The 15,052-nt window shown below is 60.1% G+C and carries 11 protein-coding genes; 2 read left to right on the top strand and 9 right to left on the bottom strand.

Annotated elements, in window-relative coordinates; all coding sequences use genetic code 11:
* Positions 1 to 279: 279 nt before the first annotated feature.
* The 3 genes from ASG57_RS35370 to ASG57_RS35360 form a co-directional block, all read right to left on the bottom strand.
* On the bottom strand, positions 280 to 1,830 hold the full coding sequence (locus ASG57_RS35370; RefSeq protein ID WP_057199162.1) for a PQQ-dependent sugar dehydrogenase: 1,551 nt from the start codon (positions 1,828 to 1,830) through the stop codon (positions 280 to 282).
* Complete coding sequence (locus tag ASG57_RS35365) at positions 1,823 to 2,257, bottom strand: DUF2231 domain-containing protein (protein WP_502690832.1); 435 nt, start codon at positions 2,255 to 2,257, stop codon at positions 1,823 to 1,825. The genes ASG57_RS35370 and ASG57_RS35365 overlap by 8 nt, the downstream gene beginning before the upstream one ends.
* A 410-nt stretch (positions 2,258 to 2,667) precedes the next feature.
* On the bottom strand, positions 2,668 to 3,711 hold the full coding sequence (locus ASG57_RS35360; protein ID WP_063997046.1) for an AI-2E family transporter: 1,044 nt from the start codon (positions 3,709 to 3,711) through the stop codon (positions 2,668 to 2,670).
* 650 nt (positions 3,712 to 4,361) lie between these two features.
* Here ASG57_RS35360 and ASG57_RS35345 point away from each other — a divergent pair.
* The gene (locus ASG57_RS35345) at positions 4,362 to 5,240 is read left to right on the top strand and encodes a cytochrome c oxidase assembly protein (RefSeq protein ID WP_082529103.1); all 879 of its coding nucleotides are present in this window, start codon (positions 4,362 to 4,364) and stop codon (positions 5,238 to 5,240) included.
* Positions 5,241 to 5,255: 15 nt separating this feature from the next.
* Here the strand turns inward: ASG57_RS35345 and ASG57_RS35340 are convergent, their stop codons facing one another.
* From ASG57_RS35340 to coxB, 4 genes are read right to left on the bottom strand one after another with little or no spacing between them, the layout of a single operon-like run.
* A complete protein-coding gene (locus ASG57_RS35340) occupies positions 5,256 to 6,320 on the bottom strand; it encodes a sodium:calcium antiporter (RefSeq protein WP_057199157.1) in 1,065 nt (354 codons plus the stop codon).
* Positions 6,321 to 6,350: 30 nt separating this feature from the next.
* Positions 6,351 to 6,710, bottom strand: a complete 360-nt coding sequence (locus tag ASG57_RS35335; protein WP_057199156.1) for a hypothetical protein — start codon at positions 6,708 to 6,710, stop codon at positions 6,351 to 6,353.
* 6 nt (positions 6,711 to 6,716) lie between these two features.
* A complete protein-coding gene (locus ASG57_RS35330) occupies positions 6,717 to 9,242 on the bottom strand; it encodes a cbb3-type cytochrome c oxidase subunit I (protein ID WP_156402930.1) in 2,526 nt (841 codons plus the stop codon).
* Between the two features lie 50 nt (positions 9,243 to 9,292).
* Positions 9,293 to 10,549: a cytochrome c oxidase subunit II gene (gene coxB / locus ASG57_RS35325; protein WP_230646569.1), complete on the bottom strand. Its 1,257-nt coding sequence runs from the start codon at positions 10,547 to 10,549 to the stop codon at positions 9,293 to 9,295.
* A 903-nt stretch (positions 10,550 to 11,452) separates the two neighbouring features.
* Here coxB and ASG57_RS35320 point away from each other — a divergent pair.
* The gene (locus tag ASG57_RS35320; RefSeq protein ID WP_057199154.1) at positions 11,453 to 12,544 is read left to right on the top strand and encodes a c-type cytochrome; all 1,092 of its coding nucleotides are present in this window, start codon (positions 11,453 to 11,455) and stop codon (positions 12,542 to 12,544) included.
* 152 nt (positions 12,545 to 12,696) lie between these two features.
* Here ASG57_RS35320 and ASG57_RS35315 read toward each other — a convergent pair whose 3' ends face one another.
* Both ASG57_RS35315 and ASG57_RS35310 read right to left on the bottom strand, forming a co-directional pair.
* Entirely contained in the window at positions 12,697 to 13,242 is a 546-nt protein-coding gene (locus tag ASG57_RS35315) for a DUF421 domain-containing protein (protein ID WP_057199153.1), read from the bottom strand.
* An 811-nt stretch (positions 13,243 to 14,053) separates the two neighbouring features.
* Positions 14,054 to 15,049 carry an ABC transporter substrate-binding protein gene (locus ASG57_RS35310; RefSeq protein ID WP_024342135.1) on the bottom strand — a complete coding sequence of 332 codons (996 nt, stop codon included), beginning with the start codon at positions 15,047 to 15,049 and terminating at the stop codon, positions 14,054 to 14,056.
* Positions 15,050 to 15,052 lie beyond the last annotated feature (3 nt).

Below are 15,052 nucleotides of genomic sequence, written 5' to 3'. Positions count from 1 at the left end.
TCAGGCCCGGATTGCATGGTCTTTCTGATTGACCGTGCCGATCTCGGGTGACCCTCCAACGCTGGCAGGTTCTGTTGTGCGAATTGAAGAAGGGGCGACCCACCGCGGCCATCTCGCTGTGTCGCTGCCTGGGGCAGACTGATCTTGCCCGATCGGCGGGTGCTGCAAGATTGGCAAGCGACGAGTGGTCACCAAAGCCCTGGCGACATCGGGACGAGTGGCATCAGCATTCGCGACCGCAACTAGGCCAGACACGCGGTCCAGTTGACCTATGATCCATCATTGACGCTGCATCTCAGGCGTTCCCGAGCTCGCGCCGGGTGGCAGTACGGCGGGAGCGATGTTCGTCTGCGGTGGTTGTGGTGGAGTCGCATCGCTGGGAGAGCCGGCAGAGGAAGTGGCCTCTTGCTGCCCAGTCGCGCTCTGCCCGCGACCTCCGGCAAGGCCGACCGTAATCTGATCAGTGCCGACCGGCTCCGGTGTGGAGCTGCCATCGGCAGCTGCTACGCGCCAGACCTTGTTCCCGGCGTCGTCCGCAACGAGAAGCGCGCCGGTGCCGTCGATCCCGAGGCCAACTGGCCGACCGCGCGCCTGATCGCCGTCAAGGAAGCCGGTCACCACGTCTCGTGCCTTGCCGGCGGGCGTGCCGTTCTGAAAGGGAACGTAGACCACCTTGTAACCGGAAAAGGAGTTGCGGTTCCAGCTGCCGTGCTGACCGACGAAAGCACCACTCCGATATTCTCCCGGAAGGGCTGAATTCAGCGTGAATGTCATTCCCAGCGCGGCAACGTGGCTCCCCAGCGCGTAGTCAGGAGCGATCGCCCTTTCGACCATGTCAGGACGTGGCGGGTGGACGCGCTCGTCGACATGGTTGCCGTAGTAGCTCCATGGCCAGCCGTAGAACGCCCCTTGCTTGACCGAGGTCATGTAGTCGGGGACCAGATTGGGACCAAGTTCGTCTCGCTCGTTTACCACGGCCCAGAGCTCGCGGGTTTGCGGATGGAATGTCAGGCCGTTCGGGTTGCGCAGGCCAGACGCATAGACCAGGGATGCGCCGGTCTGCCGGTCCACCTGCCAGATGGCGGCGCGTCCCTTCTCGGCCTCCAGCCCTCTTTCCGCTACATTGGAGTTGGAGCCGACCGACACGTAAAGAAAGCGGCCGTCCGGACTGAGCGCGAGATCCTTGGTCCAATGATGGTTGATCGGTCCGCCGGGCAACGGCGTGAGCACCTTCGGCTGCGCGGCAATATTGGTATCGCCGAGCCGATAGGGATAGGCCAGGATCGCATCGGCGGCGGCCACATAGAGCGTATCGTCGTGCCACGCCACGCCGAAGGGTGAATTTAGGTCCGTGAGCAGGTCACGGCGCTCGTCGACTTCGCCGTCGCGGTTCGTATCACGCAAGAGAGTGATGAGATTGCTCTTCTTCTGTTCGCCGCCACCTCCCTGCGCGTACGACATGATCCAACCGCGGATGAGGTCTTTGGGGCGCGCCACCGGCTTGCCTGGCGGAGTGCGTGACTGAACGACGAGAACGTCTCCGTTCGGCAGGGTATGTATCGTGCGGGGGTGAACCAAGCCGCTGGCATAGGCCGTGATCTTGAGCCCGCCCGCGACAGCCGGCGTCTGGCCTTCACTCCAGCCGACCACTTCGGCCACCTTCAGGTTCGTCAGAAGGGAGTGGCTCGGTTTCGGCAGGAGAGGCTCAGGTCCAATCTGTTGCGAAATGTCGAAATCCGTGCCGCCGTCGCTGCAGCCAGCAAGGACCGCGACGAGCAGGGAATTGCTGACAAACGCGGCGGCGCCCCGCAACCGAATGCATCTAGTCATGTCGTCTCACTCCTACGCCGTAGTGAAATACGAGTGCACGGCCAAGCCAGTTGCTGATGACCATGGCGATGATCGTCGCAACGGAGAGGACGAGGCCCCAAGGTACAACAGCGATCCAACCGTCTCGGGCGTGAGCAAGGCTGTTGAGGAAGGCCAACGCGAGGACAACCACGCCACCAATGGCATGGGGCCATGCGGGTTTCGGAGCACGCACAGCCGAACCGAACAGAAAATCGATGAGGCCCGCAACCAAGGCAAGCACGCCGGAGACAAGTCCGGCCAAGAGGAGCCAGGACGAGAACTCCTGCCACATGAGATAGGATGTTCGCCAGTATACGATGTCGGTGAGTAGCGTCAGCGTGAAACAGACGTTCGGAAACTGCGCGAGCATCGAGTGGATCGGTTGACCGCCGATTGCCGCGGTCACGGGGGTATGTAGATGCGTCATCAGTGGTGTCCATGACGGTTGGTTCAAGACATCCGAATGTCCGGGCGGGCGCATCGTTCCTCGGAGCAGCGAGTTAGGTCTGAGAGCGCACCTTCAACTGCTGAAACATAGTCTGCTCCCTTCGCGCCCTGGATCGCGCGCGACGTCGTCCTGAGGATTCGCGAAACCTGACGTTTGCGTCGCCACAAATCTGGTGAGCTGCATGACGCAATTGTGAGCCGGTCAGGTTCTGTGCAGAGAATTGGCCGCCGGGAAGGACGAATTGTACGGTATCGCGCCGAATTTCGCCGACCTACGACCTTCGGCGGAAGAACAAGACGAAGGTCACGAGATCGCTGAGAAGAAGAAATCGTGGTTCGGCGGGCTCGTCGCGGGCCTGGAAAGGGCAATTAGTTGGAGCGTCTCTCTCCAGGTATCGTGGTATTCTCGCCGAGGGTCTCGCGGATCCACAATTTCTGCACGAGGACCATGACAACGACGGTAAGAGGCGTTGCAAGAATGACGCCGAGCATGCCGCCCAGCGCTCCGAAAGCCGAGAGTCCAAGCAAAATGAGCGCGGGCGGTAACTCCACTGCACGCTTCTGAATCATCGGAGTGATAACGTTGCCTTCGAGCTGTTGAATGACGAGAACAGCGCTCACTGTCCACAATACGACGCTAAGGTCCTGCGTTAGTGCGAACAGGACTGCCGGCAGCGCTCCGATGATCGGGCCGATCAAGGGAATGAAGTTCGTCGCACCCGCAATTGCTCCAAGACCGACGGGCGAAGGCAATCCGATCGCCCAAAAGGCAAGCCCGCATAGCAGGCCGACCAGCGTCATGGATGCGAGCTGCCCGAGAAACCAGAGGCGAAGTGCTGAGGCGGAAATATCCAGCGCGTCTGCGATGCGGTCATGCTGCTCGGAAGGGAATAGCTTGATCGCGCCCCGACGATAGACGCTCGGGTCAGCCGCGAGATACACTGCTACGACCGTGACCAGCAAAAGATCACTCACCACGCCAAGCGCAGTATAGCCGACGCGGGCCGCTCGGGACAGCAGCTGCCCGCTGCCTTCGTTGGAAAGAGTTTCCTGAAGCTGTTTGAATGCATCTGCAATGCCCAGCGTCGCGCCTGCAACATTGATTGCGCCAGGAAGCTGATCGAAAACCCCTGATATCTGCCCGATGATCTGTGCTCCGAATAAGCTGAGCAAAATGCCGGCAAGGGCTGCCAATGACACGCAGCTCACGGCAAGTGCCCAGCCGGATGGGAGCCGGCTGTATCTTGCAACCGCGGCGGCAAGTCCTCCGAGCAGAACCGACAGGAGAACGGCAGCGAAGAGGAGGATGAATAGGTCAGCAAGCTTCCAAGCGATGTAGGCGATCGTGGTCACTGCCAGCGTGATGAGTACGCGGCGGAGAAAAATCCAGTCGGAGGCGGGGGCGTAGCTCATGTGCATGACTCGGTTGTGAGGTTTCGGCTCGCGGTGCCTTCAGCACGCAAATGCGGTCAACCGAGGCGCTACCCATGGCTGATGAGCGTCCTTCGTGTACACCGTCGGCCATCACACTGCCCGGAAGGCGCGATATCCCAAGGCTATCGGCGGCTGGCCGCAATCGATTGTCTCTACCGCTTGTCGCTGGCCCACTGCCGCTTTCCTGCCCATGGGCGGAACCATCCTGGTCCGATCGTGACACAGCCGTGTCCTCGCCAATCCGAAGGCCGGTTCCTGTAACGGGCCATCCTGGAGGTGCATGTCTGCGACGATGAATACCGCGCCAGCCCCCTCGTGACTTCCGATAGCGAGCCCTTTGCGCCAGTTGCGCTCGCCGTCGGGCTTCGCCTCGATGACGCCAGGAAACGGTGGCCGGCAGCCAGGGCGAACCGGAATTGCTACGGCGGAGGAGGTGTCACCCAGTGTTACCGGAGGGATGATTGCCGGCGTGAGCAACCGCGCGTTCATGTTACTTCCTCAATCGTTGGTCGCGGAGGAACTGCGGATCGTCGCGCTCGTTCCATTAGACGCAAACAACGTCGACGCCGGGGAACTGACAAGGAGCCGCTCTTTGGCCAGGCTCGCACCGCGCTCCGAAGGGGCTGTGAATGAGCGATCCCGCAAATGCCCTGGTTTCAGTTTGGTCGCTTTGCCTTGCGTCCGGCAACTCGGTCGCTTCAGCGACGATCTGGTCGGCGTGGAGCATCGCGCCCGCCGTGACGGTTCCGCTGATTTTGTTCGGTGCCTTCTATGCTGCGGGTGTCTTTCGGCGCGCCGCAGAGCCGCATGATTCAGGAGCGTTGTCCTATGAGATAACGGCCGCGGCAACGGCCATGTTCCTGCTCGCGATTGCGGTGGTGAGCCCGCTCTGCCGGCTTTCCGCCGCGCTCGCTTCGGTCCACATGGTTCAGCACCTCGTGCTGGTCGTCTTGGCTCCGCAGCTCATTGTCATTGCGGCTCCGGTTCGAACGGTCGGAGCCGGATTGCGCGGTACCACGCGCACGACCTCAAGCAATCGCAGGCGAGAGCTTCAGTGGAATCGGCCGTTGCTCGCCGCTGGCGCTTACGGCTTTCTGATCTGGTTCTGGCACGCTCCCGCGACGTACGAGCTTGCGTTGACTAGCGCGGGCTGGCACCTCCTCTATCTCGGATCTCTCGTGCTGGTCAGTCTCTGGTTCTGGACCTGCGTGGTTCGCGCGAGATCGACTGGTGCGGCCGCGCTCGCTCTGCTCCTGACGATGGTTCACACCGGTTTGCTCGGAGCGTTGCTGACATTCGCTCCGCGGCCGCTTTACCCCATCATGAGCGGAGGAGCGATCGCGTTCGGACTTTCGCCGATCGAAGATCAACAGCTGGCCGGCCTCATCATGTGGGTACCCATGGGTTTGATCTATCTGCTCAGCGCGCTCTTGGTCATAAGCCGCGGACTCTCCGCGCAGTCACTAGGGCAGTCGTCTGCGACGACGGGTAACGCCGACTGGAAGTAAAGCCCGAGGCCGCTCTTAATTTTGGACAAAGTAGAGAAGCATGACGCCAGCCGCAAACGTTAGGAGTGCGACAAGAGCGTCATAGCCCATCCGCAGGAATGTCTTGTTGGCCCGCTCGAGCAGACCAACCAAGAAGATTCCCGTCAGGATAATCCCGAGCGTTGCCGCGATCGCTTCGAAGCGGCCGGCCTGGTTCAGGACCGGCTCACCTGCATAGACGAGGTCGGCGAGGAAGACGAGTCCGAGCGTGAGAATGTTAGTGCCGAATACATCGCCCAACGCCATCTCGTAGCGTCGCAGCCGCACCGCCGAAATAATGGAGCTCAGTTCCGGGAGCGACGTGGCAAATCCGACCAGAACAAGCCCGACAATGCCTGATCCCAGACCGGTGAGTTTGGCGATAGCATCACCGCTCTGGGCGAGACCGAAGCCCGCCACGAGAATGGCGATTGCACATAGAACGGTCAGCAGCACCAGTGTGGTAAGCGACGAGTGGGACCCGCCGCCGCCTTGATCACTCCCTCCTTCCTCGGGCTGGTCCGAACGGTGCCCTTGGCGTCGCTCGGCGCGCCAAGGGGCACGTCTCCCATATCGTGCCGACATCCAGAACGCAAAGACGGCGTAGGCTAGAAGTGCGAGCGACCAGGCGCCAAACGGACCAAGACTTACATCGCCCGCTAACACCGCAGAAATGGTAAGCGATAGAGCGACGATGACAAGTACGCCCTGCATAAGCGTTGTCGGCCGGCCGATGGTGGAAGTGATGGCGTCGCGACCGAGCACGGCGTCGGCTGCTGCGATCAGTACGACGTTGATGGAAACGCTGCCCAGCAGATTATTCGTAGCAAGGGCTGCGTTCCCGACATATGCCGACGTCGAAACTGCGGCAATCTCCGGCAGGGATGTAATCGTGCCCATGAACAGCATTCCGACGAATGCCTCGCTCAATCCGGTACTGTCGGCGATTGCGTCAAGATATTGCGCCAGCTTGTAGCCGGAGAACCAGACAATACCCGCAGCTGACACGAAGATCGCAAGATTGGCGAAAAGACCCAGACTGCTGAGATCGCCGAGGTTCATTGCATCGTTCTCCTGGCTCCAGTCTCAAGGCTAGCCGCAAGGTGGCACGATAACTGCCGGCAATCCAATCCAGCCGATCGCGAGGAGCGACAACAACGCGACCCCCACCGCTAGGTGTCGAAGAAAGTCGGCGGATGAATCCCGGGTGTCTTCGACGTGGTCGGGTGCTCGGAGCGCAATGAACATCAGAACGAGAACGCCAGTCGCGGCTATTGCTGCACCCGATAAAATCGTCAGAGGAACTACGCTGAATCCAAGGAGATGCAGACGATGAAAGCTGCGGGCGCAGGCGAGCGCGTTGAACACGTATACGAAGCCAAAATACGCAGCCCAGATGAGCAGCCCGCCCAGCACGGAAAACGTTTTGCGAATGAATGATGCATTGTCCATGCGCGCTTACCCGAGCAGGCGCGGAAACAGGTGAACGATCACGAGCGACACGATCCCCTGTACGATGGTGTACTGCCAAAGCAGCTGGGTGTTGTCGAAGGTCACGCGACGTTCGGCAGACAGGCGTCCCGTGAGCGAACGAGCGGCCGTGTAGACTCCCATGACCATGAGCACAGCTGCGAAGAATCCCTGCCATGAGACAACCGCGTACACAGTGGCGCCGTAGCTCGACGCCGACGGCGACAAGCCAACCGAGCGATGAGCGAGCACCTCAATGGCGACAGGCAAAGGGATGAGCAGTGTAGCGGCGACGAGAGCGAAAACGACGGGAGCGGAGCTTCTGCTCGGCACGCGCGTGAGCAGCCGGCTCGCGCCAAACACTCCTGCGCCGCTCAGCAGGTACACTACAGCCGAAGCAACCGGCCAGGCGAGATCCGGCAAATCGGCAGGTTCGCGCGGCCAAAGTTGCGGGTTCACGGTCCACAGATAGAAGTACGAGAACAGCAGGCAAGCAAATGCGGTAGCAGCGACCAAGATGAGTACTATCATCGCCCACCAGCTGTGGCTGACGGAACCCGTTACGTAGGCCGGAAGCACAAGGCCCCCGCCGATATCGACTGTCGGCACATCCGGACCCGGGTCCGTGTCCCATAGCCACCAAAGAACGCAAGCAGTCGCGAGTGCGCCGCAAGCGAACGCCGGAATATAGAGTTTGAGAGTTAGTCCAAAGAAGAAGGCGGCAGTAAACAGCGCCGCCAACACGGGCGGCCAACTCGGACCTGGCATCCTCAGCACATATTGTGGCCGCGCCTCGATGGGACTAGTCACAATGGTCTCGCGCGACCGCGTCGGCGCGCCCGGCAGGTAGTACCGCCCCTCCTGCACGTCTGCGGCAAGGTTGGGCTGGTCCCAAAGCGGCTCGCGGCTGGTGACGATGGGGATCGACCGCGTTTGGTAGTTGCCGGTAGGTAGCCATTCAAGCGTTCCTGCGTTCCATGGATTCCCGGCACTTGCTCCGAATGGACGGAAGTTCCTTGCAAGGTCGATCAGAAAGGTCAGAACTCCGGTCGCGATCATGAATGCGCCCACCGTCGAGATCATGTTCAGCGGGCCCCAGCCCATCGCCGCGATGTACGTATAGGTGCGACGCGGCATGCCCATCAGGCCGGTGAGGTGCATCGTGAAGAAGGTGACATTCACGCCGACGAACATCAGCCAGAACGCGGTCTTGCCGAGTCGTTCGGAGAGCGGCTTACTCGATATGGTGGGCGCCCAATAGTAGAAGGCGGCAAACAGCGGAAAGACCATCCCGCCAATCAGGACGTAGTGGAAGTGAGCGACCACAAAGTAAGTGTCGTGTGCCTGCCAATCGAACGGGGCCATTGCCACCATCACGCCGGTCAGGCCGCCAAGTGTAAAGATGAAGAGAAAGCCAAGAATGAAGTAGGATGGAGTCTTCCATTGCAACGTACCCAACGCGAAAGTCGAAATCCATGCGAAGACCTGGATTCCGCTTGGTATCGACACGGCCATGCTCGCGGCAGAGAAGAAGCTGACCGAAAGAGCCGGAAGGCCAGTCGTGAACATGTGGTGCACCCACAGCCCGAACGACAGGAAACCTGTGCCGATGACGGCCAACACCACAAGCCGGTACGCCACGAGGGGCGCCTGCGCCATCGCCGGCACGATCATCGACACCATGCCCGCGGCGGGCAGGAAGATGATATAGACTTCGGGATGGCCGAAAAACCAGAAGAGGTGCTGCCACAGCAACGGGTCGCCGCCCTTCTCAGCGAGGAAGAAAGGCCAGTGGAATGCGCGCTCGAGCTCGAGAAGCACTGTGGCAATTATGATCGCGGGGAAGGCAAAGACGATCATCAGCGCGAAGATCAACATTGCCCAGGAGTACACAGGAAGCTTGTCGAGCGATTGTCCCGGTGCGCGCGTCTTCAGAACGCCGACGATGATCTCGATCGCACCCGCGATGGCCGAGATTTCGATGAACCCGATGCCGAGAAGCCAGAAGTCGGCATTGATCCCGGAAGAGAACGTATAGCTCGTCAGTGGCGGATACATGAACCAGCCGCCATCTGGAGCCAGTCCGAAGAAGAGACTGCAAAAGAAGGCAAGGCCACCGACGAAATATGCCCAGAATGCATATGCCGACAATCGTGGAAACGGGAGATCGCGTGCCGCCTGCAAATTCGGAAGCAGATACACGCCCATGGCCTCGACTGCCGGCACAGCGAACAAGAACATCATCAGCGTGCCATGCATAGTGAACAGCTGATTATAAAGTGCGTGGCCGATAAGCCTGCTTTCCGGGACCGCCAGCTGCGTGCGCATCATCAGCGCCAGAATCCCCGCCAGAACAAAGAACAACATCGATGCTCCGACGTACCAGACGCCGACATAGCTGTTGTTCACAGCCGAGATCAGATGGAAGCCGCGCGGTGGTGCCCAGATTCGCTCCAGCTCGTCGAGCTCGCCCTCTGGGCGCGGGACCGCATTCGGAAAGCCGTCAGTCCCGATGGATCTTGTCTCCCGCGAATTCGCGATAGCTGGGTGTTCTGCAGTCGTCGTCACTTGAGACCCTCAAGATACTCCGCGATCGCGCGAAGTTCCTCCCCGCGCAGGTTGGCGAATGACGGCATCAAGTTGCCGGGCTTCAGATGCTGTGCGGACGCAATCCAACCCGCCACCGTGCCGGCGTTGTTGGGGAAGCTTCCGGCAGCGATTGATCTGCGGCTGCCAAAGTGGGTGAGATCGGGACCGATCTGGCCCGAAGCCGCCGTACCGCGTACGGTGTGACAGGCGCCGCACCCGGTGGCGATGAACAGGTCCTTTCCCTTGACGCCCAGCTCGGTCACGGGATCGTCTGCCGGCCTTCTCTGATCCGCAAGCCAAGTCGGATAATTCTCGCGCTCCACCGCAACCACGTAGAACGCCATCAGGGCATGCTGAGCGCCGCAATACTCTGCGCACTGGCCGCGATAGACCCCGGGCCGCGCGGCCGAAAACTGATACCTGTTGACGCGTCCCGGTATCATGTCGAGTTTGCCGGCCAGGCTCGGCACCCAGAATGAGTGGATGACGTCGTTTGATCTCAGAATGAATTCGACAGGCGCGCCCACCGGAACACGGATTTCGTTTGCGGACGCGAGCTGCCGCTCGCCCTGCGGATCGAGATAGTTCACTCTCCACCACCAGCGCTCGCCGACGACTTCGATGCGGGCCACGGGATTCTCGCGAGCCGCCGAATGATCCGTAAGCATCAGCCCGTAGACCAGAAGAATTGTGAGAACAGCAATCGGCATGGCCACACCGAAAACGATGACGAAGCGATGCCCGCTCATCCAGCCGCGCCTCGTCCCGCCAAACACTGCATGCGCCGTGAAGGTGAGAACTAGCAGAAATATTGCCGCACCACCTGCAAACATCACCCAGCTCAGGGTGCGGATGGCTTCAGCATTCGGACCAGACGTGATCAGCGCTGACTGCAGCCACATTAGTGACGGCCGGCTGCCATGGCTTTCTTCCGGCAGCATCCAGGTGCAGCCCGAGACGCCGGCGCCAGCAGCAAGAACTGCGAATGACGAGAGCGCTTTCATTTTCTTAGAGTGTACAGGTAGGCGGCGATATGCACCGCCTCTTGATACAAGATCGGCAATCGCGGCATGGCCGTCCGCTGTGACAGCGACGGCGCATCGCGCACCCAAGCGACAAGCACAGTAGGTTCGTTCGGAATCATACCCGCGATGTACGTTCGCTTGGCGAACGTGTTCAGTGGGGGGCCGACAATCCCATTGGCGCCCGGAACGCCGGGAATTGCGTGGCAAGTCCCGCATCCGACCGCCGCAACGAGCTCTCGGCCTTTTGCCGCATCTCCATTCACGAGTCGGCGCTCATCAAAGTAGGGTTTCTGCTCAGCTGCTTGCTGAAGATCGGAACAGCCGCTTAGAACCACCGTCGTAGCGCCCACGACAGCGCAGATCACCCCGCGCCCGTGCCGAGTCGCTCCAGAATTGCCAGTATGGTGGCCTTTCACTTCGTTCCTGTGATCTGGCGCCCTGGCACGAGATCTCGATACTGGGCATAAGCGCCCGGCAAGCGACCATCCGTCCGGATCCATTGAGCTGCCACCTTCCGCCTCTGCATTCTTCAACCCCAGTCGCGCTCTCGAGCTGCCTGAGGCGGTCATCCATCGGTAATGATCGATCGTCTGTCGGCACCTCCCTTGCCATTGCTGCGGTAGCGGAACAGAACTGACTCAGGTGTGCCCGACCGCAATCTCGCGACCCTCCTCGGGCTTCCGCGCCCGAATGATCCCTAAAGCCCTCCGGATCGACGATTGTTCCTAAGCGGAGTGGCAGCGACCTCGTCCTGGCCAGAATTCGTGCAGCAAACGGAGGTTTTCTTGTACGGTAACGTACATTTCCCATCCTCATCTGGAATTGGCTTCCATCGATTGTTCTGCGGAGGGTCTTCTTTTGACAGCTGCGACTTTCCTCCTACCCGGCGGATCACTGATATGCTGTTGCGAAGGTGTTCTTGTTGCAGGCTGACGTGAGCGGCCGCCCCGTCGATCATAAGACAAGCTTCGCAGCATCAATCTGACTTGCGGTCGAGGCGCGCTCTGACTCCGGGCCCAGGAACCAGCCTTCGAAGTGTAGGTTGGTAGACCGCGGTTCCGCCGCTTCCGCGGAAGGGTTCGCTGATCATGTGCGAGTTGGGAAGCCACTATGCGGAAGCTATTGTGGGGTGCGCTGATCTCTATCTGTGCTGCGGTGACGGCAGCATTCCTGTTCGCTTGGTCTGGCGTCTACAATATCGCTGCTTCCAGTGGTCATCTTGCCGTCGTTGGCAAATTTCTCCAGTTCGGCATGCAGAACTCGGTCGAGACGTATGCGGCCGGAATAGAAGTGCCGTCACTCGGTCCCGCTCACGTAGAACAGGGTATGCTATACTTCCACTCCGGGTGCGCGCCTTGTCACGGGGCGCCCGGCCTGTCGCGCAATCGGGTGGCGTTGGGGATGCTTCCGCAGCCACCGGATCTCACGCGTGCCTCCAATGACTGGTCGGGCGCGCAGCTCTTCTGGATCGTAAAGCATGGAATAAAGTACACTGGCATGCCGGCGTGGGCAGCGCCAAGCCGCGACGACGAAGTGTGGGCACTTGTCGCATTCCTTAGACGCATGCCGCAGATTCCAGCAGGAGAGTACCGGGCCGCCACCCGTCTGCGCGACGGCGAAAGCCAGGGTGCTCGGACAATAGCAAACGAAGGATTGATCGTCGGGCCGTTTGCCTGTGGCGGTTGTCATGGAGCGCGCGGCGAGGGAAGCTCGCTCGGTGGGGTTCCAAGGCTTGCGGGTCAGAAAACTGCGTATCTTGAGATGGCGTTGGAAGATTTCGCAGCGGGGACCCGATCGAGCGGGATGATGGAGCCACCGGTCGCCAACCTGGACCGGCAACAGCGAGGCGAACTCGCGCGCTACTATTCGTCCATAAATCTCGACGAGGTAGCAGAACACAACATCGGAGAAAGAATCGACGAGCCGCGCCAGCTTGGAGCCATACTTGCCGAACGAGGCGCGCCATCACGCGGAATTCCTGCTTGCCAAGCCTGTCACGGTAGGGATGGGCGTGCAAGCGACAACACTCCCCAATATCCTGCACTTGCAGGACAGCATACCATCTATCTGACCAATCAGCTGCGGCTCTTTCGGGCAGGCAAGCGAGGTGGCCGCTTGGCGGAAGTCATGTCGGCTGCGGCGCGTGGCTTGACTGATGAAGACATCGAGGGAGTCGCAATGTACTACAACGCACTCAGATAAGGTCCGCGAGGGAAGGCTGCCGACCGATTGATGATGACAGTGACGAGCGACGGCCGTCTTGTGAAAGCCGATTGGCTTCAGGACTGACCTGGCCGATCAGGTCTCCTTGCGATGCGCACCCAAGCTGCCGTGTGCCACCCCGATGTGAAATTTCATGGGGCCGCGGCACTCTCGCTCGTCGAATGGTGAATGGCCACGCCCTGGAGCGTGTTGTTGGCCGCCTTGCCGGCAACCCCTTCAGATAGAACGCTTACCGATCCGTCCGTCTCAAGAATCGCGGCTGCAACTCTCCTGACGTCGGTGACCCCGTGCGATCGGAGTGCGGCAAGCACCTCCTCATGTGTCACGCGTTCCCTTCGCAGAGCATTTTCCAAGAATGAGCCGTCTCTTATGATCAAGGTCGGCTCAGCTTTGACCAGACGTTGTACTTTTTCAGAACGCACCGACAACCACGTGATAGCAAGTTGAAGGAAGATCAGCAGAGCCATCGCGAGCACGCCTTCCGACAAGGTCACGGATTTGTTGAGCAGAACGGTCGCTAAAGTCGAGCCGAGCGCTACCGTAATGACAAGGTCAAATGCATTCAGTTTGGTCAGCGTTCGCTTGCCCGAGATGCGGAGCAGAACCACCAGGGCGAGATAGCTGGTCGCTCCGACGCTCAGAATGCGCACCAAATCCGTCCAACTGCCAAAAAACATCACAATTCTGTTCCGTCCAGCACTGACGATCGTATCCGGAAACTGCTTGTCCGGTGATTGGTTGCTGTCCTGACCGGCGTCGCCTCTGCGGTCGGCAGAAGGCAACGGTGCAATAATGTATGTTAGGATCATCAAACGCCGGGAACGAAGAAAGCCTCGCGAAACACTGGCATATGGTAACGCTGCTCATTGGCGTGGTGATAGAGTGAGGATCTGACCTCAACGTGTGGCTTTTCAGATGCTTGGGCCCGCCATACTTCTAACTGAAGACCTGCAACAGCTATTCGCCTGATGCTCGACGAACTGCCGCGGTCAACCGGCATGATAGTGCGTCCCGTGCACATGTTGCCGAACTGCTCGAGGCAGCCGCCCTGCCAGGCCAGACTATTGACGACGTCAAGACAATCGGACCTATGGCGCTACTCCGACGAATTCGGACAACGTCTGGCCATTTCAGGCCGTTGTCGCCGGTCGCTGGGCGGCCGGCGATGAACATTGGGAAATGGGCCGTGCAAGTTGTTCAACCCGGAGAGTCCCGGCTCTACAGACCCCCAAGACATGCACCTGATCGCCCCCGCGATATCAATGAGGGTCTTGAGACCGACGCCAAAATGGAGGCCGACGCGCAGACCGGATGGATGAGACCTCCATAGGAAAGGGCATAAGGTCGGGACAAATGCCGCGTCGGATTTGGATTGAACCGGCGCGGGTCGGATCTCCTCTGCGATCTGCGCCGCTTCATGCTCGGAGCTGTCACGGAGTCGGCTGTCATACTCCTTGGGATTGGAGGACTGGTGATCGTGACGTCGAGCTAAGCGATGGTTTTGAGGTAGAGGCTCGGATCGAAGTATTTGCTCGCCGGCGTGAAGTCCTTGATGCCCGCGTTGGCCATGAAGAAGTCTGTCGACTGCTGCAGCCAATTGGTCACGGTCCCGTCCGAGTACATGCGTTTCCAATCCTTGGACGTGAACATCTTCTGGGCTCTGAACGACTCGTTGATGTCCGCAAGGGGCGTCTGGCTGTAGTGGCCCTTTTGCAATTTCTCCATTGCTTCAGTGCTGTTCGCGACGATGTAGTCATTGGCATCGGCCCAGCCGCGGATCAACTTCGCCAAGGTCTCCTTGTTGGGCTCGTAATAGTCGTTCGCCGCCGCCCAACCGCCGATGATCGCGGCTTTTGGATAATAAGCAGAAGCGTCGGCGAGCTTGACCGCGCCCGGGACCTTGTCGCGAACCGTGACGTTGAACGGCACCCAGAGGGCGACGGCAGGTACCGCGCCGGAAATGAAGGCGGTTACGGCCGCCGGCATGGTCTGATTGACCAGCTCGATCTCCTTGGGATCGACCTTGTTGGCGCGAAGCGCGGTGTCCAGAAATACATGCGCAGTTGTGCCGGTCGCGGTCGCAATGCGCTTGCCCTTCAGATCCTCGAACGACTTGATGCCCTGATCGCCGCGGACCCAGAGCTGAGCAGTTGCCACCTCGATGTCATTGATAAGAAACACCTTGCCCTGGCCACGCGCCGGGAAGTTCGAGAGGACCGCGCCGGTCGACAGCACGTCGAGGCTGCCACCGATCAGTGCCTGAAAGATTTCCAGGCCGGTGTTGAACTGCCGCAGCTCGAGATCGAGGCCCTGCTTTTCGAAGGAGCCGCGATCCATGCCGGTCCATATCTGGCCATCGACGGCGACAGTGTGAAGATAGCCGACGCGGACCTTTGTCTTTGCCTGCGCGATCGCAGGTGCCGAGGCCGCGAAGGTGCCGAGCGCAAGGCCCGCCGTTGTGCCCAGAAATTGACGACGATCCATGGT

Source organism: Bradyrhizobium sp. Leaf396 (assembly GCF_001424605.1).
GTDB lineage: Bacteria > Pseudomonadota > Alphaproteobacteria > Rhizobiales > Xanthobacteraceae > Bradyrhizobium > Bradyrhizobium japonicum_C.
The sequence above is the reverse complement of the archived record's forward strand: the minus strand, read 5'-3'. Positions and strand labels throughout refer to the sequence as shown.

What these genes read in the sequence shown, in the direction of transcription:
- ASG57_RS35340 (WP_057199157.1), bottom strand. Translation starts at nt 6,320, where the DNA reads ATGAACCTCGGCGATCTCAGCAGTCTGGGTCTTTTCGCCAATCTTGCG.
- ASG57_RS35320 (WP_057199154.1), top strand. Translation starts at nt 11,453, where the DNA reads ATGCGGAAGCTATTGTGGGGTGCGCTGATCTCTATCTGTGCTGCGGTG.
- ASG57_RS35335 (WP_057199156.1), bottom strand. Translation starts at nt 6,710, where the DNA reads ATGGACAATGCATCATTCATTCGCAAAACGTTTTCCGTGCTGGGCGGG.
- ASG57_RS35310 (WP_024342135.1), bottom strand. Translation starts at nt 15,049, where the DNA reads ATGGATCGTCGTCAATTTCTGGGCACAACGGCGGGCCTTGCGCTCGGC.
- ASG57_RS35315 (WP_057199153.1), bottom strand. Translation starts at nt 13,242, where the DNA reads ATGTTTTTTGGCAGTTGGACGGATTTGGTGCGCATTCTGAGCGTCGGA.
- ASG57_RS35360 (WP_063997046.1), bottom strand. Translation starts at nt 3,711, where the DNA reads ATGAGCTACGCCCCCGCCTCCGACTGGATTTTTCTCCGCCGCGTACTC.
- ASG57_RS35345 (WP_082529103.1), top strand. Translation starts at nt 4,362, where the DNA reads ATGAGCGATCCCGCAAATGCCCTGGTTTCAGTTTGGTCGCTTTGCCTT.
- ASG57_RS35370 (WP_057199162.1), bottom strand. Translation starts at nt 1,830, where the DNA reads ATGACTAGATGCATTCGGTTGCGGGGCGCCGCCGCGTTTGTCAGCAAT.